At 51.1% G+C, this 23,614-nt stretch carries 22 protein-coding genes; 11 read left to right on the top strand and 11 right to left on the bottom strand.

Going from position 1 to position 23,614, the window contains the following annotated elements; genetic code table 11:
* Positions 1–7: 7 nt before the first annotated feature.
* The 4 genes from E1H14_RS00195 to trxA form a co-directional block, all read right to left on the bottom strand.
* Complete coding sequence (locus tag E1H14_RS00195) at positions 8–742, bottom strand: NAD(P)H-flavin reductase (RefSeq protein WP_149389456.1); 735 nt, start codon at positions 740–742, stop codon at positions 8–10.
* Entirely contained in the window at positions 739–2,226 is a 1,488-nt protein-coding gene (gene ubiD, locus E1H14_RS00190; protein ID WP_149389455.1) for a 4-hydroxy-3-polyprenylbenzoate decarboxylase, read from the bottom strand. Before ubiD ends, E1H14_RS00195 begins: the two co-directional genes overlap by 4 nt.
* A gap of 93 nt (positions 2,227–2,319) precedes the next feature.
* The gene (gene rho / locus E1H14_RS00185; protein ID WP_149389454.1) at positions 2,320–3,579 is read right to left on the bottom strand and encodes a transcription termination factor Rho; all 1,260 of its coding nucleotides are present in this window, start codon (positions 3,577–3,579) and stop codon (positions 2,320–2,322) included.
* A 244-nt stretch (positions 3,580–3,823) separates the two neighbouring features.
* On the bottom strand, positions 3,824–4,150 hold the full coding sequence (trxA, locus tag E1H14_RS00180) for a thioredoxin TrxA (RefSeq protein ID WP_149389453.1): 327 nt from the start codon (positions 4,148–4,150) through the stop codon (positions 3,824–3,826).
* A 187-nt stretch (positions 4,151–4,337) separates the two neighbouring features.
* Between trxA and ppx the strand changes: the two genes are divergently transcribed.
* Together ppx and elbB are read left to right on the top strand one after the other, a co-directional pair.
* Entirely contained in the window at positions 4,338–5,858 is a 1,521-nt protein-coding gene (gene ppx, locus E1H14_RS00175) for an exopolyphosphatase (protein ID WP_149389452.1), read from the top strand.
* Between the two features lie 20 nt (positions 5,859–5,878).
* Positions 5,879–6,535 (top strand): isoprenoid biosynthesis glyoxalase ElbB, encoded by a 657-nt coding sequence (gene elbB / locus E1H14_RS00170; RefSeq protein WP_149389451.1) that lies wholly within the window; start codon positions 5,879–5,881, stop codon positions 6,533–6,535.
* A 114-nt stretch (positions 6,536–6,649) separates the two neighbouring features.
* Here the strand turns inward: elbB and E1H14_RS00165 are convergent, their stop codons facing one another.
* Both E1H14_RS00165 and hslO read right to left on the bottom strand, forming a co-directional pair.
* On the bottom strand, positions 6,650–8,197 hold the full coding sequence (locus E1H14_RS00165) for a phosphoenolpyruvate carboxykinase (RefSeq protein ID WP_149389450.1): 1,548 nt from the start codon (positions 8,195–8,197) through the stop codon (positions 6,650–6,652).
* Positions 8,198–8,457: 260 nt separating this feature from the next.
* Positions 8,458–9,333, bottom strand: a complete 876-nt coding sequence (gene hslO, locus E1H14_RS00160) for an Hsp33 family molecular chaperone HslO (protein ID WP_149389449.1) — start codon at positions 9,331–9,333, stop codon at positions 8,458–8,460.
* 122 nt (positions 9,334–9,455) lie between these two features.
* On the opposite strand from hslO, the gene E1H14_RS00155 reads away from it, so the two are divergent.
* On the top strand, positions 9,456–10,247 hold the full coding sequence (locus E1H14_RS00155; protein ID WP_149389448.1) for a phosphatase PAP2 family protein: 792 nt from the start codon (positions 9,456–9,458) through the stop codon (positions 10,245–10,247).
* Here E1H14_RS00155 and hslR read toward each other — a convergent pair.
* Together hslR and yrfG are read right to left on the bottom strand one after the other, a co-directional pair.
* Entirely contained in the window at positions 10,244–10,642 is a 399-nt protein-coding gene (hslR, locus tag E1H14_RS00150) for a ribosome-associated heat shock protein Hsp15 (protein ID WP_149389447.1), read from the bottom strand. The two genes, E1H14_RS00155 and hslR, sit on opposite strands and share 4 nt — an antisense overlap.
* Complete coding sequence (gene yrfG, locus E1H14_RS00145; protein ID WP_149389446.1) at positions 10,639–11,298, bottom strand: GMP/IMP nucleotidase; 660 nt, start codon at positions 11,296–11,298, stop codon at positions 10,639–10,641. The genes hslR and yrfG overlap by 4 nt, the downstream gene beginning before the upstream one ends.
* A 79-nt stretch (positions 11,299–11,377) precedes the next feature.
* Here yrfG and cysQ point away from each other — a divergent pair, with 79 nt between their 5' ends.
* The 3 genes from cysQ to trmB all read left to right on the top strand — a co-directional run bounded on the left by cysQ (position 11,378) and on the right by trmB (position 13,738).
* Complete coding sequence (gene cysQ, locus E1H14_RS00140; protein WP_149389445.1) at positions 11,378–12,202, top strand: 3'(2'),5'-bisphosphate nucleotidase CysQ; 825 nt, start codon at positions 11,378–11,380, stop codon at positions 12,200–12,202.
* A 176-nt stretch (positions 12,203–12,378) separates the two neighbouring features.
* On the top strand, positions 12,379–12,963 hold the full coding sequence (gene sodB / locus E1H14_RS00135) for a superoxide dismutase [Fe] (protein WP_149389444.1): 585 nt from the start codon (positions 12,379–12,381) through the stop codon (positions 12,961–12,963).
* A 64-nt stretch (positions 12,964–13,027) separates the two neighbouring features.
* Complete coding sequence (trmB, locus tag E1H14_RS00130) at positions 13,028–13,738, top strand: tRNA (guanine(46)-N(7))-methyltransferase TrmB (protein WP_149389443.1); 711 nt, start codon at positions 13,028–13,030, stop codon at positions 13,736–13,738.
* On the opposite strand, the gene E1H14_RS00125 is transcribed toward trmB, so the two are convergent.
* Positions 13,671–14,177, bottom strand: coding sequence for a hypothetical protein (locus E1H14_RS00125; protein WP_149389442.1), 507 nt, complete (start codon positions 14,175–14,177; stop codon positions 13,671–13,673). The genes trmB and E1H14_RS00125 overlap by 68 nt on opposite strands.
* A 16-nt stretch (positions 14,178–14,193) precedes the next feature.
* Positions 14,194–14,823 (bottom strand): arylesterase, encoded by a 630-nt coding sequence (locus tag E1H14_RS00120; protein WP_149389441.1) that lies wholly within the window; start codon positions 14,821–14,823, stop codon positions 14,194–14,196.
* On the opposite strand from E1H14_RS00120, the gene E1H14_RS00115 reads away from it, so the two are divergent.
* Complete coding sequence (locus E1H14_RS00115; RefSeq protein WP_149389440.1) at positions 14,822–15,517, top strand: ABC transporter ATP-binding protein; 696 nt, start codon at positions 14,822–14,824, stop codon at positions 15,515–15,517. The two genes, E1H14_RS00120 and E1H14_RS00115, sit on opposite strands and share 2 nt — an antisense overlap.
* A complete protein-coding gene (locus E1H14_RS00110) occupies positions 15,514–17,988 on the top strand; it encodes an ABC transporter permease (RefSeq protein ID WP_149389439.1) in 2,475 nt (824 codons plus the stop codon). Before E1H14_RS00115 ends, E1H14_RS00110 begins: the two co-directional genes overlap by 4 nt.
* 31 nt (positions 17,989–18,019) lie before the next feature.
* Here the strand turns inward: E1H14_RS00110 and rpiA are convergent, their stop codons facing one another.
* A complete protein-coding gene (rpiA, locus tag E1H14_RS00105) occupies positions 18,020–18,691 on the bottom strand; it encodes a ribose-5-phosphate isomerase RpiA (protein ID WP_149389438.1) in 672 nt (223 codons plus the stop codon).
* A gap of 132 nt (positions 18,692–18,823) precedes the next feature.
* Between rpiA and ilvA the strand changes: the two genes are divergently transcribed.
* From ilvA to pyk, 3 genes are all read left to right on the top strand, one after another.
* A complete protein-coding gene (ilvA, locus tag E1H14_RS00100) occupies positions 18,824–20,341 on the top strand; it encodes a threonine ammonia-lyase, biosynthetic (protein WP_149389437.1) in 1,518 nt (505 codons plus the stop codon).
* A 108-nt stretch (positions 20,342–20,449) separates the two neighbouring features.
* Positions 20,450–22,045, top strand: coding sequence for a methyl-accepting chemotaxis protein (locus E1H14_RS00095; protein ID WP_149389436.1), 1,596 nt, complete (start codon positions 20,450–20,452; stop codon positions 22,043–22,045).
* Between the two features lie 87 nt (positions 22,046–22,132).
* The gene (gene pyk / locus E1H14_RS00090) at positions 22,133–23,569 is read left to right on the top strand and encodes a pyruvate kinase (protein WP_149389435.1); all 1,437 of its coding nucleotides are present in this window, start codon (positions 22,133–22,135) and stop codon (positions 23,567–23,569) included.
* Positions 23,570–23,614 lie beyond the last annotated feature (45 nt).

Raw genomic sequence — 23,614 nt, 5'->3', positions numbered from 1 at the left:
AGATGTTTTAAGGACGCGGCGCGTAGGCAAACACGTCAGAGTGAATACGCTCCTCGGCAACGCCGAGGGGTGCTAAAGCATCTACCAAGGCGTAGACCATAGCCGGTGAGCCACTGGCATAAATTTGCACTTGTTGGGTATGCCAGCCGGGAAAATCTTCGACCAGCGCTTCCGAAATCAAGCCTCTACGCCCTAACCAACCCGCGTGGGGTTCACTTAAGACGGGAATAAACTCTAGTTGCGGATAATCACGTGCCCAACGTAAGCAGAGGTCTTCCATATAGATATCTTCTTCTTGGCGAGCCGCCCAATAGAGATGTATTGGATTAGGTAAATTTGCCGCCAAAAGATGCTCTACCATACTTTTAATCTGAGCAAAGCCAGTGCTCGCCGCAACCAAAACCAGATGTGTCGATGAGCTCAATTGCGTTGCCTGGACACAAGCCTTACCTTCGGCCAACCCCACAGAAAAAGTCTGCCCCGTATGTAGGTACTGCAGTATATCGGCATTTAAATCACTGCCTGGCATCTGCCGGATATGTAACTCTAACTCTTGAGTCTGCTCCGGTGCAGACGCAATCGAAAAATACGCGCTGCGTCCATCGGGCAAGCTCAAGCTCAGATATTGCCCCGCCACAAACGCAAAAGATGAATTGGCAGCATCTTCCAGACGCAAACGTGCACGAAATACATCGTGATTTAAACGCGTAAACTCAGTGCAACGTGTAGTGTAGATTTTCACGACTTCCCTCCGAAAATATTCAGCTCATCCCACAAGCTGTCGATTTTCGCTTTAATCTCTTGATCCATTTGAATAGGCTCGCCCCACTCGCGCTGGGTTTCACCTGGCCATTTATTGGTTGCATCCAATCCCATTTTTGAGCCTAAACCCGACACAGGCGATGCAAAGTCGAGATAATCAATCGGCGTGTTTTCAATCATCACCGTATCTCTTTGTGGATCCATCCGCGTGGTGATCGCCCAGATCACATCCTGCCAATCGCGCGCATTCACATCGTCATCACAGACAATCACAAACTTGGTGTACATAAACTGACGCAGGAAAGACCAAACACCCAACATCACACGCTTAGCATGCCCTGGGTACTGTTTTTTCATGGTGACAACCGCCATGCGATAAGAACAGCCTTCCGGTGGCAAATAAAAATCCACAATCTCCGGAAACTGTTTCTGCAAAATCGGTACGAACACCTCATTTAACGCAACCCCTAAAATCGCCGGCTCATCCGGTGGACGCCCAGTATAGGTGCTGTGGTAAATCGGTTGATGACGCTGGGTGATGCGTTCAACCGTAAAGACGGGAAAGTTATCCACTTCATTGTAATAACCGGTATGATCGCCAAAGGGCCCTTCTGCAGCCAGATCATCCGGATAGATATAACCTTCCAAGACGATTTCTGCACTGGCTGGAACCTGAAGATCACTCCCCAAACATTTAACCAGCTCAGTTTTACCGCCGCGCAATAATCCCGCAAACGCATATTCTGAAAGCGTATCCGGCACAGGTGTCACAGCCCCTAGAATGGTAGCCGGATCGGCGCCTAAAGCCACGGCAACAGGAAAAGGCTGGCCGGGATGTGCTTTTTGCCATTCCCGGAAGTCCAATGCACCACCACGATGCGCTAACCAGCGCATAATCAAGCGGTTACGCCCGATCAATTGTTGGCGATAAATACCCAGGTTCTGCCGCGTTTTATTCGGGCCTCGTGTAATAACCAAAGGCCAAGTCACTAAGGGCCCAGCATCTCCAGGCCAGCAGGTTTGGATCGGCAAACGATAAAGATCGACCTCATCCCCTTCAAAAACACGTTCCTGGCAGGGAGCCGATTTCACCAGTTTTGGCCCCATATTCAAAACCTGTTTAAAGATCGGCAGCTTATCCCAAGCATCTTTAAACCCCTTAGGGGGTTCGGGCTCTTTTAACTGGGCAAGCAACTGACCGACTTCTCGCAAAGCCGCTACGGAGTCAGCACCCATGCCCAAAGCCACACGCTCAGGAGTACCAAACAGATTCGTCAGAACGGGGTAATCAAAACCCACAGGATTTTCAAACAATAAAGCCGGACCTCCGGCTTTAAGTGTTCGATCACTGATTTCCGTCATTTCCAATACTGGACTGACCGGTTGCTGAATACGCTTAAGCTCACCACGCGCTTCTAACATCTGCAGAAAATCGCGTAGGTCTTTATATTTAGGAGTGGACATAATCTCGGTCTTGGTTGGGGTCGCCGCTCAATTTATTGAGGTAAAGTCGACATTAAAGGACTGAGAATACGCGCATCCTTGCGCGACAGATCCTTATTTACGCTTCATCGATAAGAAGAACTCATCATTGGTTTTGAAGTCTTTTAACTTATCAATGACAAATTCAGTGGCAGCGGAATCATCCATCGGATCGAGCAGCTTACGCAGTATCCACATACGCTGTAACTCATCTTCTGTGGTCAACAGATCTTCACGACGGGTACCTGAACGACGAATATTAATCGCTGGGAAAACTCGCTTCTCCGCGATCTTACGATCAAGATGTACTTCCGCGTTACCGGTACCTTTGAACTCCTCAAAGATGACCTCATCCATTTTAGAACCCGTGTCGACCAAGGCCGTCGCGATGATGGTCAAGCTGCCGCCTTCTTCGATGTTACGTGCCGCACCAAAGAAACGCTTAGGACGCTCCAAAGCATGCGCATCCACACCACCCGTTAAGACCTTACCAGAAGAAGGAATCACGGTGTTGTAAGCACGTGCCAAACGCGTAATCGAATCGAGAAGAATCACGACATCCTTCTTATGCTCGGTTAAACGCTTAGCCTTTTCCAGCACCATCTCTGCCACCTGGACATGACGTGAAGGAGGTTCGTCAAAGGTAGAGGCTACCACTTCACCGCGCACGGTGCGCTGCATGTCAGTCACTTCCTCTGGGCGCTCATCGATCAGCAACACGATCAAATAACACTCCGGGCAATTACGCGTGATGCTGTTGGCAATATTCTGCAGCATCAAGGTTTTACCCGCTTTCGGAGGTGATACGATAAGTGCTCGCTGGCCTTTACCCATCGGTGAAACCAGATCAATCACCCGCGCCGTAATATCTTCAGTACTGCCATTCCCGACTTCCATACGAATGCGTGATTGGGCAAAGAGAGGCGTGAGGTTTTCGAAAAGGATTTTGTTTTTAGCGTTTTCAGGGCGATCAAAGTTAATTTCATTAACCTTGAGAAGCGCAAAATAACGCTCCCCATCCTTCGGCGGACGAATCTTACCGGAGATGGTGTCACCCGTACGCAGGTTAAAGCGGCGTATTTGGCTAGGTGATACATAAATATCATCAGGACCGGCTAAATAAGAGGAATCGGCCGATCGCAGAAATCCGAATCCGTCCTGCAGTATCTCCAGCACACCATCGCCATAGATATCTTCACCGCTGACGGCATGTTTCTTCAGAATGGCAAAAATCACATCCTGTTTACGGGAACGGGCCATATTCTGCAGGCCCATGCTATTGGCAATATCCAGTAGGTCTGGAACACTTTTAAGTTTTAATTCGGTAAGATTCATAGTTCAGGTCGGATGTAGCCAGAGAAGGCTGATATTGAAGGATGCTGGAGAGTTGAGGAATACGTGTTAACGACTGAGAGAGGTAACGCAGACCGCCACACGGCACCCCGGACATTGGGGATCAAGTAAACGTGTTCAGAATATAATCGCTTTACTGGCGCCTGTCCAGTCATGACGGGAAAAACTCCTCGAAACAAAAGGCGCTGCTCAGCATATTGTGGCAGCGCACTTTCGAGAAGGAGGCTTAAAGATTAGCGTCAATAAAGGCTGATAACTGAGACTTGGACAAAGCACCGACTTTCGTTGCTTCGACATTACCGCCTTTAAACAGCATCAGGGTAGGAATACCGCGGATACCAAATTTTGGAGGTGTCTCGTTGTTTTCATCGATATTTAATTTACAGACTTTCAGCTGACCTGCGTACTCTTTGGCAATCTCTTCCAATACAGGTGCAATCATTTTACATGGGCCACACCACTCAGCCCAGTAATCAACCAGCACAGGACCATCGGCCTTGACTACTTCCTCTTCGAAGGTAGCATCGGTGACGTTCACAATGTTTTCGCTCATGAGACCCTCTCTCTATTGCACTGGGTGCTAAAATCGTTATTCGATCATAACACCCGGCTTTGGCTTAGTGAACGTATGATAACAGGTTTAAGTTTTTGTGAAATGCTTCGCGCCGCTTCTTATGGCCTCCCGCCTCTGGCAGAATACCAAGAACTGCTTTTTAGCTTGAGAAGGATACTTGCCGCCGATGCTCGTTGATGAAGCCACGACCACAGCCCCGCAAAATGGTGAAATACTTGCTGCTATAGATATAGGATCCAACAGTTTCCACCTGGTGATTGCACGCGTCTTTGAAGGCGAGTTGAAAACGCTCGATGTCATGTCCGAAAAGGTTCAGCTTGCAGCCGGCTTAGATGACAACAAACTGCTTTCAGAAGAATCCCAGCAACGCGGTTTGGATTGCTTAAGCCGCTTCGCACAACGCCTCAGTGACATTCCACGCCGCGCCATCCGTGCCGTTGCAACCAACGCTCTACGCGAAGCGCAAAATCGTGATGAGTTTGCCGCCAAAGCTGAACGTCTACTCGGCCTGCCTTTACAAATCGTCTCGGGCCATGAGGAAGCTCGCCTAATTTATCTGGGTGTTTCCCACACTCAAGCGGACGACACAGGCCAGCGCCTAGTCGTTGATATTGGGGGTGGTAGCACTGAATTTATTATTGGTGAGCGTTTTGAAACACGCCTCTTAGAAAGCTTACAGATGGGCTGCGTCAGCTTCTCTGAAGAGTTTTTCCCGCAAGGCAACATCACCAAGCAGGGCTTTAATCAGGCGTATACCGCAGCGATGCAGGAACTGCTCTCCATACGCCGCAACTATCGTCGTCTCGGCTGGGATAGTTGTGTTGGTTCTTCAGGCACCATCAAAGCGGTGAATCAGGCCTGCACCGAGATGGGTTATAGCCAAAATCGTATTACTCGCGATGCGCTGAATCAGCTTGAGCAAGATCTGCTTCGCCTCAAACATGTTCAAGATATTCAGTACAACAACGTCAAACCTGAACGCCGTGCCGTTTTACCCGCAGGGGTCGCGATTCTACGCGCTGTGTTTGACTCGCTCGATATTCGCGAAATGGCCTTTTCCGATGGCGCCCTGAGAGAAGGGGTTTTATATGACATGGCCGGACGCCTACGCCATGAGGATGTCCGTGAACGTACCATTCGTGCTCTTATGAAACGCTATCAAGTGGATATGCGCCACGCCAGCAACATTGAAGCAACCGCCTTAATTCTCTTCGCTCAGGCACGTGATACCTGGCAACTCACAGCTTCAGAAATGCATGACATGCTCTGCTGGTCTGCACGCACGCATGAAATTGGCCTCACCATTTCGCACAACCGCTTTCATCGTCACAGCGCTTATCTGCTGCAACATTCCGATTTAGCGGGGTTTAGCCATCCAGAACAGCAGATGCTGGCCTTTCTCGTACGCAGTCACCGCCGTAAGCTCCCAAAAGAAGAGCTCAAACTTCTACCGAATGAGGTTCAGACGCCCTGTTTGCAACTGGCGCTTCTCTTGCGTTTAGCCGTGATTCTGCATCGCAGTCGCAGCAAAGCGCGCTTACCGGCGCTAAGATTGCAGGTTGAAGAACAGAAATTGCATCTTACTTTTCCACCCGGCTGGCTTAAACACCATCCATTAACTCAAGCCGATTTAGAAGAAGAGATCGAGCATCTACGCCAAATTGATTACAAACTAAAAGTAGACTAAAGCTGTTTTTGAGGTGATTTATGCAGAATAAGAAAGTTGCGGTCATTTTATCCGGATGCGGTGTGTTTGACGGGGCAGAAATTTATGAATCCACACTCGTACTCCTCGCACTCGACCAAGCACAAGTGGAATACGAGTGCTTGGCACCGAATATTGATCAGATGCATGTGATCAATCATCTGACGGGCGAAGAGATGCCGGAGAAGCGCAATGTCTTGATCGAAGCGGCCCGTCTGGCACGCGGACAGATCAAAGATTTGGCCGAAGCCAATCCTGCCGAGTATTCCGCTCTTATTTTCCCAGGGGGGTTTGGTGCCGCCAAGAATCTATCCAACTTTGCCACCCAGGGCGCTGATCTTAGCATTCAGCCCGATGTTCTGAACTTCACCCAAGCCATTCATCAGGCAGGCAAACCGATCGGTTTAATCTGTATTGCACCGGCTATGGCACCGAAGCTGATTGGACCGGGTACCCAGTGCACTATCGGGACAGATGCCGGAGTAGCGCAAGCCATAGAACAAATGGGTGGACAACATGTTGCCTGTGAAGTGGGCAGTTTCCATATAGATGAGGCACGTAAAGTCGTGTCAACGCCAGCCTATATGTTAGCAGGTCGTATCAGTGAAGCCGCTGAAGGTATTCAGAAGCTGGTGCAAGCTGTCATCAAAATGATGTAAGGCTCGCCCCCCCAATTTGTTGACTTGCTTGCTGATTGATTTGGTGAGTTAAAGGATACCGCAAAAAAACCGCCCTAAGGCGGTTTTTTTCGGTTTTGGCTAAGGCCCGAATAATTAGAGCTGTGGACCTGCGTTCACGATCTCTTCAGACACACCGGTGAATTTAGTGAAGTTTTTCACAAACTGACCAATAAGATCAGCTGCTGCCGCATCATACGCAGCCTTGTCTGCCCAAGTTTCACGAGGATTGAGTAGACCCGCATCCACACCCGGTACTGCAGTCGGCACCGCTAGATTGATACCTGGCAGATGTACTGTCTCACAATCCTTCAATGCACCGCTCTGAATAGCACTGATGATCGCACGGGTTGTCGGGATGCTGAAGCGCTCGCCAACACCGTAAGAACCACCGGTCCAGCCCGTGTTCACCAGATATACACGTGAACCATACTCATTAATACGCTTCATCAGCAGATCAGCATACACATGCGCGGGACGTGGGAAGAAAGGTGCGCCAAAGCAAGTTGAGAAGGTAGATTTGATACCACCCCCGGAACCCATTTCGGTTGACCCCACCAGCGCGGTGTAGCCAGACAGGAAGTGGTAGGCTGCAGCTTCTTTTGTTAACACAGAAACGGGTGGCAGAACGCCGGTCAGATCACAGGTCAGGAAGACGATAGAATCCGGCTCCTCACCCATATTGGTTGCAGAGCGTTTCTCAACATGCTCCAGTGGGTAAGCGCAACGACCATTCTCAGTCAAGGAAGTGTCATTGTAATCGGCCTTACGATGGCCATCCAAAGTCACGTTTTCAACGATGGCACCAAAACGAATCGCATCCCAAATAATCGGTTCGTTTTTCTTGCTCAGGTTGATCGTTTTCGCATAGCAGCCGCCTTCAATGTTGAAGACCACGCCCTTACCCCAACCATGCTCATCGTCACCAATCAGGTAACGCTCTGGATCTGCAGATAAAGTCGTTTTACCCGTGCCAGACAAACCAAAGAACAGGGTCGTGGAACCGTCTTCACCGATGTTTGCAGAACAATGCATAGGCAGAACATCCTGCTCAGGCAGCAGGAAGTTCTGTACAGAGAACATGGCTTTTTTCATTTCACCGGCATAACGCATACCGGCAATCAATACTTTACGCTCAGCGAAGTTCAGAATGACACAACCATCGCTATTGGTACCATCACGCTCCGGCTCACAAACAAAGCCCGCCGCGTTGATAATCTGCCACTCATCCTTGCCCTTAGGGTTGTACTCATGTGGACGAATAAATAGATTCAAGCCGAACAGATTCTGCCAAGCAGTCTGGGTTGTCATTTTAACCGGCAGGTAATGATGATGATCCGCACCCACGTGAACATGCGATACATAACGCTCTTCGCCTTCCAGCCAAGCTTCAACGCGCTGCCAGAGGGCATCAAATTTAACTGGGTCGAAAGGACGATTTACATTGCCCCAGTCGATTGCCTCAGCAGTAGTTGGCTCTTTGACAATGAAGCGGTCCATCGGCGAACGACCTGTACGCTTTCCGGTTGTGACGACCAGCGCACCGGTATCGGCCAGCACACCCTCATTACGCTGCAAGGCCCGCTCGACCAATTCTGCGGGGCTCAGATTCAGATGTGCAATATTGATGGTATCTTTAGTCATTACGGATTCCCTTGGCTTGCTGCCAACAAGTTACTTAAGAGCAATTACGACCCCTACCTGAAAGCCCGGTTAAACGCCCGGTAAACTAGGCTAGACCTCAGTCAACGCTGTTCAGTGTGCCGAGTATCGGAGCTCAAATTCTTATTAATATGCGGGGAGCGCGAATTATGCCATAAAATTTTGACTATGGGCATAATAGATAGGCATTCGCATTCACTGTTAGAGAGAAATTTTACCGCCGAGTTTAGCCGCCACGCCGCTTAGTGCAGCGCGGCATCTGAACCCAAGTGCCCACCTTCTGTAAAGAGGGCCTGCAGGTCGGCGGGATCAAAACGATACTGGGTATTGCAGAACTGACAAGAAACCTGAATCGCCCCCCCCTGCTCCACTGCAGCTTGCTGCAGATCTTCCTGCTCCATCACCCTTAAGGCATTGGCACAACGCTCACGCGAACAATCACAACCAAAGGCTAAAGGGCTGGGCTCAAACAACCGGCAATGCTCCTGATGAAATAAACGATAGAGCATCGCTTCGTTTTCCAACTGCAGCAACTCATCTGTCTTGAGCGTGTCAGCCAGCAGTGTAATATGCTCCCAATCTGAGGTCCCCGTACCCGCAGCGGGCATCACTTGCAACAAAAGACCCGCCGCACGCTCTTGATCGGCTGCCAAGTATAAGCGTGTCGGCAACTGCTCAGACTGACGAAAGTAAGCTTCCAAACAACCGGCAAGGCTCGATTCCTCAAGTGGCACAACGCCTTGATAGCGCTGTCCCTGCGCCGGCTCTAGAGTTAAGGCTAAACGCCCTTGCTCTAAAAGCTTAGAAAAATCGGTGGTATCCGGTAACTCACCATCTACACGCGCAATGGCGCGCACCTGTGCGTTATAGCTACATTCCGCCATCAGCAAACGCACCGAGCCTTCGCCCTGAGCCTGCAAACTCAAACGCCCCTCAAACTTCAAGGTTGAGCTGAGCAGCGTGACCGCCGCCAACATCTCGCCCAATAAGGTCTGAATCACCTCTGGATAATCGTTGCGCTGCAAGACCGCCTGATAGCTATCACCCAGACCCGTGACGACTCCACGAACATCGACTTCATCAAATAAAATACGCTGGATACTATCGGGGCTGCTCATATTTATGTCTCAAAAAAGAATCCTTTTGGACTCAAGGCCAGAACCAAGATTCGCGCTTGGACACCCTGAGATGCACTGTTACCATAGTGCCAATTTTATCATAACAGGTCGTTCGATTCGCTATGACACCTCATACGCCCGTTTTCTCCAATCAATGGCAGATCAAACCTCTGCTAACACTACATCTCATCGCACTGGTGTTGATGCTGAGCTTTATCTGGCCAAGTGGGCAAGATCTCTGGCGCAGTCTGGATGAACGCATTTTTTTGATCCTTAACGGCAGTCTGGCTGAAGGGGGTACCTGGGCTTGGTTCTGGGCTTGGGCCAACACTCGTTATAAAGACTTGGCTCTGGCAGTGGTCATGCTGGCCTTTTTGGTCTTTCCTGGCCCGAGCTTTCGAGCACCGCAGCTCCAGCAAGCTTTAGTCGGATTTTTAGCCTTAATACTGCTACTACTGCCCTTTCGTTATGTCATTTATGAAATCGCAAAGCTTCTGGAGCTGAGTGGTCCCAGCCCCTCTCTAGTGCTGCAACCCGCTTACATGCTCACTGAACTTTTCCCCAATATTTCGGCAAAAGATGCATCGGGCCGCAGCTTTCCAGGAGATCATGCGACGGTGATGGTGATTTGGGCGGGGTATTTATTATGGAATAGCCCCTTAATAGGACGCCTCCTAGCCTTGGCACTCACTTTATTTGCCATTCTGCCGCGCATGGTGGGCGGCGCACATTGGTTCAGCGATGTTGCAGTGGGCGGGTTAGCGATTGCGCTACCGGTACTGGCCTGGGGTTTTTATTCACCACTGCTCTTGAGCTTTACTTTAGGCTTACAGCGCGTCTTCACACCGGTATTTCAGATTTTCGGCAAACTGCCCTTACTAAAGCGTTTGGCTTTTTTCCGCGCGAGATCTTAGTCCCAGCTGCCCTTCACCCGTAAGAGCTCACGTCGACTCTTTTTATTGGGCCGTTGATCGGGCGCACTGCCCAAGAGTTTACGCTCCTGAGCTTTAGCTTCACGCGCTTGAAGACTGTCTTGGGTTTCCTCATACAGCGTCTGTGCTTCAGGCGCTCCACGACGTTGATCGGACAGCGCCAAAACACGCACCGTTTTTTCATCAAATCCCTGGCGCAAAGTAATCAGGGCTCCAACCTCAACCATTTTACTGCTTTTGGCACGTTCACCATCATAATGCACCTTACCGCCTTCGATCATCGCTTTGGCGAGCGCACGCGTTTTATAAAAGCGGGCCGCCCATAGCCACTTATCTAAACGCACCTTATGATCGGTATGAAAATAATGCTGAGTCATTTTTTGGGCATGACCTCATCAAAATGGTGAATGGCTGCAAACTCGTCAATCTCTCGGCTCGGTGCCTGACTGTCTGGCTGTAGAATTGAAAGAAGGTAGCGAATGCCGTAGTCTCGCGCAGAACGCAAGACGGCTAAACTGTCATCCACTAAGAGCGTGCGCTGAGGATTGAACGGCTCAACCTGCTGTAAAAATTGCCAAAAAGCCTGATCTTCTTTAGGTGCTTTAAAATCATGCGAACAGATCACCAAATCAACCAAACGATCCAGGCCGGTTTGCTCCATTTTCAGACTCAAGCTATCACGGTGAGCATTGGTCACGATCACTGTCCGTATATTTTCAGCGCGCACGGCCTCTAGAAAATCCTCAACGTGGGGACGAAAACCAATTTTATCGGCGACTTCCCGCTTGAGTTGCGCAATCGGCAGGTGCAACACCTCACTCCAATAGTCCAGACAATACCAATTTAACGTACCCTGCTCTTGCTGAATTCGCTGATGTAACCAACGCCGCGCTTCGTCTTGAGGCAAGGCGTGTGCCTGCGCATAACGCTCGGGCAAAAACTCCAGCCAGAAGTAAGAATCAAAATGCAGATCGAGCAGAGTGCCATCCATATCTAGGAGTAGCGTATCGATTTTGTGCCAGTCCAAATTCATGCGATAAGGTCGTAGTATGTTGTTTTTTACAGTATGAACGCAGCTTTGGTGCTTTTAAAGTCTGCTTAGGAGAAACCTCATGATCAAAATAACGGACCAAGATCTGCAAGCACTTAAAGCTCTGGTACGTGAAGCCGGGCAGATCATCATGCAAGTCTATGCCAGTGATGACTGGGCCACTGCGGAAAAGGCCGATGCATCACCGGTCACTCGCGCCGATTTATTGGCCAATCAACATCTGCGCCAAGGCCTGCAGCAACTCTTTCCCGACATTCCTTATATGAGTGAAGAGGAGCGTTTACCCGCTTGGCATGAGCGCCAGCATTGGAGCCAATACTGGTTGGTTGATCCTTTGGATGGAACCCGTGAGTTTTTGCAGCGTAACGGTGAGTTTACCGTCAATCTTGCTCTTATCTATCAGCAGCGCAGTCGGCTCGGTTTTGTCTATGCACCGGCTCAGGATCTATTTTATTGGGGTAATGCCGAAGGTGCCTGGCTGGAGCACCAAGGGCAGATCGTGTCTCTGCATTGCCGCGCTCCAGGTTCGGAGCTTTTATTATTGACCAGTCGACGCCACTCACAGCATGAGTCCGAAGCCTTAGCCAAGATGCTGGTTCAGCATCCAGAATATCAACTGCGTACTGAAGTACTGGGCAGCTCATTAAAAATCTGCCAAATTGCAGCAGGTCAAGCCGATCTGTATCTGCGCCTAGCCCCCACCAGCGAGTGGGATACCGCCGCAGCCCAACCTATCTTAGAAGCTGCCGGTGGGCGCTTATTGGCCTTACCCAGTGCACAGCCCCATGCTTACAACCAGCAGGAAAGTCCTGAGAACCCAAGCTTTATTGCCTTAGGCTTATTGGACTGGGAGCAGGATCTCCTGAAAGCGCTCACTTCCACTTGATGTTTCGGCAATATGACCCCATTAACGATGGATCTGCGCATACCAAGACGCAGAAAGTCACACTTTTTGTGCCATGATAGATCGCAGATTCAATGCTATGATGATGCGACTCAGAGTCTATTAGACATCTGCTAACGCTTTACAGAACCAACCTGTCAATTAACAAGGGTGAAACTATGAGTTTTGAACTGCCTGCTCTGCCATACGCAAAAGATGCACTGGAACCTCACATTTCTGCAGAAACTCTGGAATACCATCACGGCAAACATCACAACACCTATGTTGTGAAGCTGAATGGTCTGATCCCAGGCACGGAGTTTGAAGGCAAATCTCTGGAAGAGATCATCCTCTCTGCACCGGCCGGTGGTGTGTTCAACAACGCAGCTCAGGTTTGGAACCACACCTTTTACTGGCACTGCCTGTCTCCAAATGGTGGCGGCGAGCCAACAGGCGCAATTGCCGATGCAATTAATGCTAAATGGGGTTCTTTTGAGAAGTTCCAGGAAGAGTTCAATGACAAAGCGGTAAACAACTTTGGTTCGAGCTGGACTTGGTTGGTTAAGACCGCAGAAGGTGCTCTGGAAATCGTCAACACCAGCAATGCCGGCACACCTATGACCAGCGGCCAGACAGCACTTCTGACGGTGGATCTGTGGGAACACGCCTACTACATCGACTATCGTAACCTGCGTCCAGACTACCTGAAACACTTCTGGGCTCTGGTAAACTGGGAATTCGTAAACGAAAACCTGGCTAAATAAGATCGCTTAGATCAAGAAGGGTCGCTGCGTGCGACCCTTTGCATTTTTGGCGGCATGATAATTTATGACTGGAAACTCTCGGCCAGTAATCTCAAAACAAACCGGCCCTCATCCCGATCTGCTCGCACGCGTAAAACGCTATCAACAGCTCTCTTTTCTAAAACCTATTGCGGCGTTCAATCAACATGCGTTTGCGCAAGCAGAACAACTCTGGCAAACACAGGGTGGTCCATTAATTCTTGACTCTGGATGCGGCGTCGGTGACAGCACGCGCTTTCTCGCTGAAGCCTTTCCCGATCACTTTGTTCTGGGATTGGATCGCTCCGAGGATCGTTTAGCCCGCAAGCGCCCTCCCTTGCCGGATAACGCGCAGTTAATCCGCACTGATCTTCTAGACTTCTGGCGTCTAGTGGCCGCCGCACACTGGCCTGTTGCACGCCATTATCTGCTCTACCCCAATCCCTACCCAAAACCGGCTCAACTGGGCTATCGTTTTCATGCGCATCCGGCGTTTCCTGCCTTGATGGCCATTAGCGGGGACTATTTTGAAGCACGCAGCAACTGGTCGATCTACTTGCAGGAGTTGCAGCTTGCCCTCGATGCCTATGGCCGAACCAGCCAATTAGTCCCTTTAGCCCAGGCAACCAACCCTATTTCTGCGTTTGAAGCCAAATATCGAGATAGTGGGCAAACGTTATGGCAATTGGTTAGCGAATGCGCACTCGGCTCAACCGCTGCACCAACTCAACCTGACGCTCTTTTGTCATGCGAATAAACGCTTCGGCGGCCTGATAGGGCGCTTGCGGGTCACCCTCATAGCGCTTGAAGGCCGCTGTTATGGCATCCTGGCGCTGATCTAACCAACGATTTTGCTGCTCAACTTCGCGTGGGCGGGCGGACTCATGCAGATAATCCAGCCACTCGTGAAAGGCCATATAAAGTTGCGCATCGTGCAGATAGGCCAAATTAGAGATCGTCTGATTTCGCTCTTGAAGATCCGTTTGACTGGCCAACAACGCCTCAAGCTGGCGAATCGGTTGATCATAGGTGGGAGTCCACTGCAAGCTGGTGATCAACGGAGGTTCTAGTTCACTGCTGACGACCACCTTCTCCGCGCTGTTTGCTCGATCAAACGGTGCCAAGGCGGACACCTGACTGCAGGCACTCAGCCCCACCCAGAACAACGCCAATACACCCAGCTTTAATCCCGTCATACCTCTGTCCCTTAACTCAAAGTTTTTCAGAGTCTAACAGGGGCTGTAGAAATGGCCAAACAGTGTCCAATATCAGAGGCTGTGCCTGAGCGTTGGGGTGCAAGCCATCGGGCAACATCATCGACCAATCCAAAGCCACCCTCTCCAGAAGGAAGGGAACTCTTACCAGGTTGTACTGGTCTGCCAATTCAGCATAGAGTGCAAAGAAACCTTCGGCATACTGAGCACCGTAATTCGGTGGGATGCGTATGCCAATTAAGATAACTTGTACTGAAGCGGCTTGTGCGGTTTCGATCAGACTTTGTAGTTGCTGACGAATCACCGGAAGAGGCGTACCGCGCAGCGCATCGTTCGCACCCAATTGCAATAACAGCCAACGCGGTTGATGCTGGCTGAGCAGGTCAGGCAAGCGCGCCAACCCTCCGGCGGTGGTTTCACCACTGATACTGGCATTTACAAGATCAACCGCCGGTCTCTCGAGTGCAGCCATCTCCTGATCGAGGCGCTTCTCTAGCAGGCTGACCCAGCCCTCTTCGGCTGCGAGGCCATAACCCGCAGAAAGGCTGTCACCCAAGACCAACAGCGTTTGTGCTTGCAGTGGCCAAGCGAGCGTTAAACCCAACAACCAGGATAGTAAGATTCTCATGTCTTTCCTCGAACCAGGTAGCGATCTTCTAATCGCCGAAAACCTTAGCAAATCTTTCCAGGCTCAAGGCCAAGATTTGCACCTTTTTTCCAACTTGCAATTAAAAATACAAGCGGGCGACAGCCTCGCAATCATCGGGCGCTCAGGCGCCGGAAAATCCACCCTGTTAAGCCTGCTCGCCGGACTCGATCAGCCTACTTCAGGTCGGATTCTACTTAATGGCCAGGATTTAACCTCACTCGATGACACGACACGTGCCGAACTGCGTTCACGACACCTTAGCTTTATCTTTCAATCCTTTCATCTTTTGCCTGAATTAACCGCACTCGACAACGTGCGCTTGCCCTTGGAGATACGTGGAGATGCCCAAGCCGATCAATTGGCACGTCTCTGGCTGAAAAATGTCGGGCTCGCGTCCCGAATGCAACATCTACCCTCGCAACTTTCTGGGGGGGAACAACAGCGCGTTGCGATTGCCCGTGCTTTTGTGACCTCACCCGCCTTACTGTTTGCCGATGAACCCACCGGCAATTTGGATGAGAACACCGGCCGCGAAATTACCGATCAACTCTTCCGTCTCAACCAGGAAACCGGCACCACACTGGTGTTAATTACGCATGATAAAGAGCTGGCACAACGCTGCCAGCGCTGTTTGACCCTACACCAAGGGCAGCTGCTTGAGGGTGTGATATGACGCTTCTGACTCGACTCAGCTGGCAACAATTCCGACGCCAACTGCGCACAACCGAGTGGCGAGCCTTACTTCTCGCGACTTGGATCGCCATTACCCTGACCACACTTCTGGCTTTACTTGGCGATCGTTTAGAACGCGGCTTGTTACGTGAAAGTGCCGCCTTATTAGGTGCCGATCTTGTCCTCAGCAGTCAACGACCCCTGGATCCACAACGTCTGACCGCGCTGTTAGAGTCTACGCCGGTTGAGTTCGCAGAGGTGGTGCAGTTCCCCACAATGCTGAGCAAAGACGAGGAGATGATGCTGGCTTCCCTGCGTGCCGCACAGCCTCCCTACCCCTTGCGCGGGCAACTGCAAACTCAACCACAACTTGGGCATTCATTTCCACAGCCAGGTGAGCTGTGGGTGGAGCGACGCATTCTGGAACAACTAGGCTTAAATTTGGGCGACCTGGTGGATGTGGGTTATCAAAGCTTGAAGGTTACGGCCGAACTGGTGCAATCTCCCGATCGAGGCAGCGGCTTTCGTAGCTTTAGCCCACAGGCCATCATGCATGCTGAAGATTTAGCCGCGAGTGGCGTGTTAGCGCCGGGAAGTCGAGCCGAATTTCGTTGGTTATTCGCAGGCGATGCCGAACCGATCCGCGAACTGACGCAAGCGCTGCAAGCCAGCCTGCTTGAATCTGAGCGTCTATTCAGCCTCACCGATGATCAACCTATGACCGGCAATGCCCTCGGCAGTGCACTCAACTACTTGAAATTAGCCGCTTTGATCGCCCTGCTGCTATCCGCTTTAACCATCTACCTCAGCCTCAAACGTTTTAGTCAGGAGCAACATAGCCGTTGTGCGCTGTTACTCAGCCTAGGCATGACACCTCGGCAACTAAGCCAAGTCTACGCCTACCAATTTGTTTATGCCTGGATCGGCTTATCCTGCCTTGGCCTCCTCAGTGGCGCCCTACTGGATCTTTGGATCAGCCAGTGGCTCAATCAGCTTCTACCCCAGGGCCTCCCTCAACCGAGCACCTGGCTGTATTTTAGCGGCTCGGCGCTAGGTGCCGTCATGCTGTTTTTACTCGGACTGCCTCCGACGTTACAGCTGGCAGGCGTCTCGGTCACCCGTTTATTCCGTGAGGAAGAACTGGTCAACAGCAATTGGCTCGGCCGCTTACTACCTCTGCTTTGCTTAGGTTTACTGGCCCTGACGCTACTTGCCTTTTTGCGCACCCCGGTATTGAGTCTGGGTTTATTATTGATTTTATTAGTTGTGGGCAGTGTATTTGGCTGGGTTGCCCAACTGTTGCTGTTGGCTGCCAGCCGTGTGCTCAGCCAACCTTTGCGCCTAGGTCGCTTATTGCGTATGCGCATGCGTCAGCAACGAGCTTGGCATCGTTTGCAAGCGGGCGTAGTGGTGTTATTGCTCACCCTACTCAGCGTGATCTGGATCAGTCGCAATGATCTATTAGAAGATTGGCAAAATCAGATTCCAGCAGATACCCCCAACTATTTTTTAGTCAACATCCAACCCTTTCAAACTCAGCCTTTAAGCGATTTTTTGACCGACAGATCCATTCATAGCCAACTCTATCCGATGGTACGTGGACGCCTTTTGGAGCGTAACGGTGAACCGATTCGAGAGGGTTTAAGTGCTGAACAACAAGAACACAATACCTTAAATCGTGAACTCAACTTGAGCTGGAGTGATCAACTGCCTGCTCATAACCAGCTGGTTAGCGGGGATTGGTGGCCTGCTGCCAGCCAGGAGGCTGAAATCTCCATCGAACAAGAGATGGCGCAGGTGCTTGAGCTGAATCTGGGGGATCAACTACTCTTTGATCTGGGCGGGGTGCTGGTTGAAGCGCGTATTCGTAATATTCGACAGGTCGACTGGGGCTCCTTTCAACCAAACTTTTATGTCATCTTCAACGCTCAGGCACTGCAAACTCAACCTGCGACCTTTATCACCAGCTTCCGTTTGAGTACTGATGCCACCCCTCTATTACGCGAGCTACTGAGTGAGTTCCCAGCTTTAACCTTGATCGACATTGATCAACTCCTGCAGCAGATCAATCTTTGGCTTGGACGCCTGGCCGACAGTTCAGCGCTGATTTTATTACTCAGCTTAGTCAGCGGTGCCTTGCTCTTGATCGTCACCCTGAAGCAAGCCCTGGAGCAGCGCCGTTACGAAGGCGCCCTTCTACAAACCCTAGGCGCAAGCGCGACAGACACCCAGCGCCTGGATCTATTGGAATTTGTACTTTTAGGCTTGATTTGTGGGGCTTTGGCAGCGTTTACCGCTGAGCTGACACTGAGTTTAATCTATGTGTATCTGCTGAAAATCCCGGCCAGCTGGCACCCGGGATTATGGCTGACACTGCCACTACTCAGCGCCAGCTTTTTTAGTCTCTGCGGATTTTTGCTGAGACGTTCCCTGAGCCTAATGGAGTGCTTCAAGATTTTGCGCCGCCATTAACCCGGCTCTTAACCCAGCACATACCTTGGCATCACGCCCGCAGGGTTTGTACACCCTCGGGCGTTGCCATCAGAACCACATCGGCAGGACGCAAAGCAAAAAGGCCATTGGTGACGATCCCCACAAGGCCATTCAGATGTTTTTCGAAGGTTTTCGGATCCAGTATTTCCAGATCCTGCACATCCAGAATGACATTGCCATTGTCTGTCACAAAACCGCTGCGATAGACCGGTTGTCCACCGAGCTTGGCCAACTCACGCGCAATATAGGAACGCGCCATTGGAATCACTTCAATCGGTAAAGGGAAGTTGCCCAGTATCTCCACTTGCTTCGTCTGATCGACAATGCAGATAAACTGCTCAGCAACAGCCGCGACAATTTTTTCTCGCGTTAAGGCGCCGCCCCCGCCTTTAATCAGATTGAGGCGAGGGTCAAACTCATCCGCACCATCCACATACACTTCGATACGATCAACCTGGTTCAGGTCAAACACCTCAATACCCTGTTGACGCAAACGGACGGCCGTCGCTTCTGAACTCGCTACCGCACCACGAAAACGATCACTATACTTTGCCAGTTCATCGATAAAACAATTGGCTGTTGAGCCTGTGCCAACGCCTACGATCATCTCTTTATCCAAGCGCTTCGCGATCATCTCCACGGCGGCTTGCGCAACCGCTCGCTTCATTTCATCTTGTGTCATGCCCTATACCTATCGATTGTCAGCAATTGCACAGATTATACGCAACAGATCCCAAGCCTTATAGACGCTGGAAGTGCAAGCCGATACCATTTAGAGCATAAAATCTCTTTATCCAGACAGAATATTCCCAAGATGGCCCATCGCTATATCAAGAAAATCCTCGAAGCGCGTGTCTATGACGTCGCGATCGAAACACCTCTGCACGAAGCTCCAAGCCTCTCTACTCGCTTGGGCAACCGCATCCTGTTGAAGCGCGAAGATATGCAACCGGTGTTTTCCTTCAAACTGCGCGGTGCCTATAACCGAATGGCGCAGTTGAATGATGAGGAGAAAGCCACCGGCGTGATTACTGCTTCAGCGGGCAACCATGCTCAGGGTTTAGCCATGTCGGCGAAAGCGATGGGGGTAAAAGCCACAATTGTGATGCCCAAAACCACACCGGACATTAAGGTGAATAGTGTGAAAGCACGCGGTGGGCGTGTGGTGTTACATGGTGATACCTTTGATGAAGCCCAAGCTCATGCCAAAAAACTGGTCAAAGAGAAAGGCTATATCTATATCCCCCCTTTTGATGACCCCGATGTGATCGCCGGCCAAGGCACCATCGCTATGGAAATTCTGCGTCAGGAAAGCGGTCCGATCGATGCCATCTTTGTACCGGTCGGTGGTGGCGGTTTGATCGCGGGTATTGCGGTCTACATCAAATATCTTCGTCCAGATGTAAAGGTCATCGGTGTCGAGCCTGAGGATGCCGCCTGTTTAAAAGCCGCGTTAGACGCAGGTGAGCGCGTCATCCTGCCCCAGGTTGGGCTCTTTGCCGACGGTGTAGCGGTGGCTCAAATCGGTGAACATACGTTTGAGCTGGCACGCCAATTTGTTGATGAGGTGATCACCGTCACCACAGATGAAATCTGTGCCGCGATTAAAGATATTTTTGACGATACACGCTCCGTATGTGAACCAGCCGGTGCGCTAGGCGTCGCCGGTCTGAAAAAATATATTGAACGCGAACAGGCACAGAACCAAACTCTGGTTGCGATCGACTCAGGGGCTAATGTTAACTTTGACCGCCTGCGCCATATTGCCGAACGTTCTGAGCTGGGTGAAAAACGTGAAGCCATTATTGCGGCTCGTATTCCGGAACGGCCGGGTAGTTTCCGCCAATTCTGCGCGGCGTTAGGCAAGCGTAATATCACCGAATTTAATTACCGTTATGCCAGCGATCAAAGCGCCATGGTCTTTGCAGGCGTGCAGATCCGCCCAGGAGGGGATGGTCGTCGAGAATTACTAGACGCCTTGAGCCAGCAGGATTATGCCGTGACGGATCTGACCGATAACGAAATGGCAAAAATCCATGTGCGTTACATGGTCGGAGGACATGCGCCCGAAAGCGTGGATAACGAAGTGATTTATCGCTTTGAGTTTCCAGAGCGTCCAGGAGCCTTAATGCTCTTCCTGAGCAAACTTGGAGGACGTTGGAACATCTCTATGTTCCACTACCGCAATCATGGTGCCGCCTATGGTCGTGTACTCGTCGGCATGCAAGTACCTTTACATGAGCGAGATCAAGTTCCTATGTTTCTGGACGATATAGGCTATACCTATTGGGAAGAAACCGATAATGCGGCCTATACACTATTTTTAGGCTAGACTCGGCTTTTAAAAGGGACGCAAGCCTGATATCTATTGGGCTCTAGAAAATAACAAGAATCAGCGGGCCACTTGCCCCTTTTCAATGATGCTGAGAGAAGTCTGTCCATGTCGATCAAAACGAAAGTCAATCTATCCTTGTTAGTTGTTTTTCTTGTCGTCCTCATCAGCTCCCTAACGGTGATTTATCGCAGCGAATCGGCACTGGTCAGCAACGTGGCAAGAACCACCACCATCGATACGGCGGATTCCTACTTTGACAGCATCAATATTCTCATGCTCAGTGGCGCCATGGGCAACCGCGGAGCACTGCAGCAGAAAATTCTTAGTAATGAATCAATTATCGAAGCCCGTATCCTACGCAGTGAGCAACTCAACGCTATTTATGGCCAGGGTTCTGCTGATTCGGTGATGCGTGATGAGCTGGATCGTCGGGCCATGGCCGGTGAACGCGTGATTGAGGAGATTCGTGATCGTGAAGGGCATCGCCTCACGGTGATTCTTCCGATGCAAGCCATCCCCGACTATAAAGGCACCAACTGCCTGCTCTGTCATCAGCATCCTGAAGGCAGCGTGATTGGTGCAGTACGTGTTACCTATTCTTTAGATAAGATGAACGAAGCTATCCGAGCCAACATGTGGAATGTGGCACTGGTTGAATTGGTTCTGTTTATCTTAGGCATACTGATCATTGGCTGGATACTCAACCGTATCGTTATCCGCCCTTTGAACGACTTCTCTGACACGATTCATGACGTTGAGCGTAATAAAGATTTTAATCTGCGCCTGAATGTGACCTCAAAAGATGAAATTGGCCAGATGTCGACAGCGGTCAACTCCTTACTCAGCAACATGCACGATAGCTTACAAAAAGTCAGCCAGACAGTGCTGCGCTTATCCGCCTCCAGTTCACAAATCAGCTCGATTGCCGACCAGACCAGCAGTGCGGTGAGTCAGCAGCAGATGCAAACCTCGGCCGTCGCATCCGCCATCGAACAGATGGAAGCCTCTACGCACAGTGTCGCTCAGAGCGCTGAGCAAACGGTCAGCGCCTCCGACCTCGCCCTGCGCGAAAGTGATCAAGGCCGCCGTGTCACCCAGGATGCAATCCTCGCCATTGAAGAGCTGCGGGGCAACATAGATCAAGCCACACAAGTCATCTCCGCTCTGGATCAACAAAGTCAGAATGTGGGTACGGTGCTGGAAGTGATTCAAAAGATCGCCGAACAGACCAACCTTCTGGCGCTGAATGCCGCGATTGAAGCCGCCCGCGCCGGTGAACAGGGACGTGGATTTGCGGTGGTGGCCGATGAGGTCCGCACACTGGCCAGCCGCACACAAAGCTCGACTGAAGAGATCAACAGCATCATCAGCCGCTTACAACAAGATGCTCGCAATGCCGTCCAAGTCATGCAGCGCTCCTTACACAGTGCCCAGGAAGGGGTCAGCCAGGTACAAAATACCTCATCGGTCCTGAGCAATATCGCGACCGAGATTAGTCGCATTAACAGCATGAACCATCAAGTAGCCAGCGCAGTACGCGAGCAATCAAGCATGGCCAGCAGTGTTGAGCAGAGTATTTTGGCGATCAATGATCGCGCAAAGGATACCTCAGGACATGCACAACATCTTTCTCAGGTCTCACATGAATTGACCGAACTGGCCGGACAACTGGAGAACATGCTCTCGCGCTTTAAGCTCTAAGTTCGGCGTGCAGATCAAGCTGCCAAGACATTCGACTTTGGTATAGAATTGTGCACTCAATCGAGTGCACAGCGATCTGGAGACCCTATGCTGAAAAGAACCAAAATTGTCGCCACCTTGGGCCCCTCCACCGATCCGAAAGGGATTGCCGAGCAACTCCTGCGCTCTGGCGTGAATGTGGTGCGTTTAAACTTTTCACATGGGCTGGCGGCCGATCATCGTCGTCGAGTAGAGGCGATCCGAGAAGCCTCACGCAAAACAGGACTGCCGGTGGCACTTCTTGGTGATCTGCAAGGCCCTAAAATACGCATCGCTCGCTTTCAAAACGCTGCCATTGAGCTGGTCGGCGGACAAGCCTTCACTTTAGATGCCGCATTGGACCCCATGGCCGGCACTGCTGAGGCGGTCGGCATCGATTATAAAGCACTCCCTGAAGACTGCTCAGCCGGGGATATCTTGTTACTGGACGATGGCCGTATCCAACTCCTCGTGCGTGCTGTGCAAGGAATTCGTATTCATACCGAAGTTTTGATCGGTGGTCGCTTATCCAACAACAAAGGGATCAACCGCTTGGGCGGCGGCCTGTCGGCACAAGCCTTAACCGAAAAGGATCATTTTGATATTCGTCTGGCCGCAGAACTGGATCTCGATTACCTGGCCGTCTCCTTCCCACGCTATGCTGAAGATATTCATCAGGCTCGCCAGCTGTTAGTGGAGGCGGGAAGCCAGGCTGAAATTATTGCGAAAATTGAACGGGCTGAATCGGTAGCCAATCCCAGCGTCTTAGATGAACTGATTCTAGCGGCCGACGGTGTCATGGTGGCACGCGGGGATCTGGGCGTAGAAATCGGAGATGCTGAACTCATCGGCGTGCAAAAACACATCATTCGCCGTGCTCGAGCACTCGACCGTGTGGTCATCACTGCAACACAGATGATGGAAACCATGATTCAGAATCCGATGCCGACCCGTGCCGAGGTTTTTGATGTGGCCAATGCCATTCTTGATGGTACCGATGCCGTGATGCTTTCGGCTGAAACGGCAGCAGGGCATTATCCCGTTGAAGTCGTCCGATCCATGACCCGCATCTGCCAAGGGGCAGAAAAACATCAACTCGAGCGCCCAGCACCGACCACGCCCGATGCGCCTTGTACACGCACAGACCAAGCCATTGCGCGTAGCGCCATGTATACCGCCAACAGCTTAGCCGGTGTCAAAGCGATCATCTGCCTGACTGAATCCGGTTACACCCCATTATGGATGTCGCGTATTCGCTCCGGCCTGCCCATTTATGCACTCACGCGTAATACTCGCACCCTGAGACGCATGGCACTCTATCGCGGCGTTCAGCCCATCTTCTTTGATGCCACCGCGATTGCCGCCGAGCGCATCAATCATGCTATCCTCGCCGGTTTGAAAGCAGATGAGCGGATTCAATCCGGCGATCGTGTCCTACTCACACGTGGCTCAACCTTAGGTGAGCTGGGTCAAACGGATATGATGCAGGTGCTTCTCGTTCCTTGAGGCCTCTCTGCTCGTCCATTCGTGCTGCTCGTCCATTCTTGGATG

The organism is Nitrincola tapanii, assembly GCF_008368715.1.
Taxonomy (GTDB): domain Bacteria; phylum Pseudomonadota; class Gammaproteobacteria; order Pseudomonadales; family Balneatricaceae; genus Nitrincola; species Nitrincola tapanii.
Note: the sequence above shows the minus strand (reverse complement) of the source record. Positions and strands in the feature narration are given on the sequence as shown.

Excerpts from the sequence above, each read along its gene's own strand:
- ubiD (WP_149389455.1), bottom strand. The coding sequence starts at position 2,226 with ATGTCCACTCCTAAATATAAAGACCTACGCGATTTTCTGCAGATGTTA.
- rho (WP_149389454.1), bottom strand. The coding sequence starts at position 3,579 with ATGAATCTTACCGAATTAAAACTTAAAAGTGTTCCAGACCTACTGGAT.
- trxA (WP_149389453.1), bottom strand. The coding sequence starts at position 4,150 with ATGAGCGAAAACATTGTGAACGTCACCGATGCTACCTTCGAAGAGGAA.
- ppx (WP_149389452.1), top strand. The coding sequence starts at position 4,338 with ATGCTCGTTGATGAAGCCACGACCACAGCCCCGCAAAATGGTGAAATA.
- elbB (WP_149389451.1), top strand. The coding sequence starts at position 5,879 with ATGCAGAATAAGAAAGTTGCGGTCATTTTATCCGGATGCGGTGTGTTT.
- E1H14_RS00165 (WP_149389450.1), bottom strand. The coding sequence starts at position 8,197 with ATGACTAAAGATACCATCAATATTGCACATCTGAATCTGAGCCCCGCA.
- hslO (WP_149389449.1), bottom strand. The coding sequence starts at position 9,333 with ATGAGCAGCCCCGATAGTATCCAGCGTATTTTATTTGATGAAGTCGAT.
- E1H14_RS00155 (WP_149389448.1), top strand. The coding sequence starts at position 9,456 with ATGACACCTCATACGCCCGTTTTCTCCAATCAATGGCAGATCAAACCT.
- hslR (WP_149389447.1), bottom strand. The coding sequence starts at position 10,642 with ATGACTCAGCATTATTTTCATACCGATCATAAGGTGCGTTTAGATAAG.
- yrfG (WP_149389446.1), bottom strand. The coding sequence starts at position 11,298 with ATGAATTTGGACTGGCACAAAATCGATACGCTACTCCTAGATATGGAT.
- cysQ (WP_149389445.1), top strand. The coding sequence starts at position 11,378 with ATGATCAAAATAACGGACCAAGATCTGCAAGCACTTAAAGCTCTGGTA.
- sodB (WP_149389444.1), top strand. The coding sequence starts at position 12,379 with ATGAGTTTTGAACTGCCTGCTCTGCCATACGCAAAAGATGCACTGGAA.
- trmB (WP_149389443.1), top strand. The coding sequence starts at position 13,028 with ATGACTGGAAACTCTCGGCCAGTAATCTCAAAACAAACCGGCCCTCAT.
- E1H14_RS00125 (WP_149389442.1), bottom strand. The coding sequence starts at position 14,177 with ATGACGGGATTAAAGCTGGGTGTATTGGCGTTGTTCTGGGTGGGGCTG.
- E1H14_RS00115 (WP_149389440.1), top strand. The coding sequence starts at position 14,822 with ATGTCTTTCCTCGAACCAGGTAGCGATCTTCTAATCGCCGAAAACCTT.
- E1H14_RS00120 (WP_149389441.1), bottom strand. The coding sequence starts at position 14,823 with ATGAGAATCTTACTATCCTGGTTGTTGGGTTTAACGCTCGCTTGGCCA.
- E1H14_RS00110 (WP_149389439.1), top strand. The coding sequence starts at position 15,514 with ATGACGCTTCTGACTCGACTCAGCTGGCAACAATTCCGACGCCAACTG.
- rpiA (WP_149389438.1), bottom strand. The coding sequence starts at position 18,691 with ATGACACAAGATGAAATGAAGCGAGCGGTTGCGCAAGCCGCCGTGGAG.
- ilvA (WP_149389437.1), top strand. The coding sequence starts at position 18,824 with ATGGCCCATCGCTATATCAAGAAAATCCTCGAAGCGCGTGTCTATGAC.
- E1H14_RS00095 (WP_149389436.1), top strand. The coding sequence starts at position 20,450 with ATGTCGATCAAAACGAAAGTCAATCTATCCTTGTTAGTTGTTTTTCTT.
- pyk (WP_149389435.1), top strand. The coding sequence starts at position 22,133 with ATGCTGAAAAGAACCAAAATTGTCGCCACCTTGGGCCCCTCCACCGAT.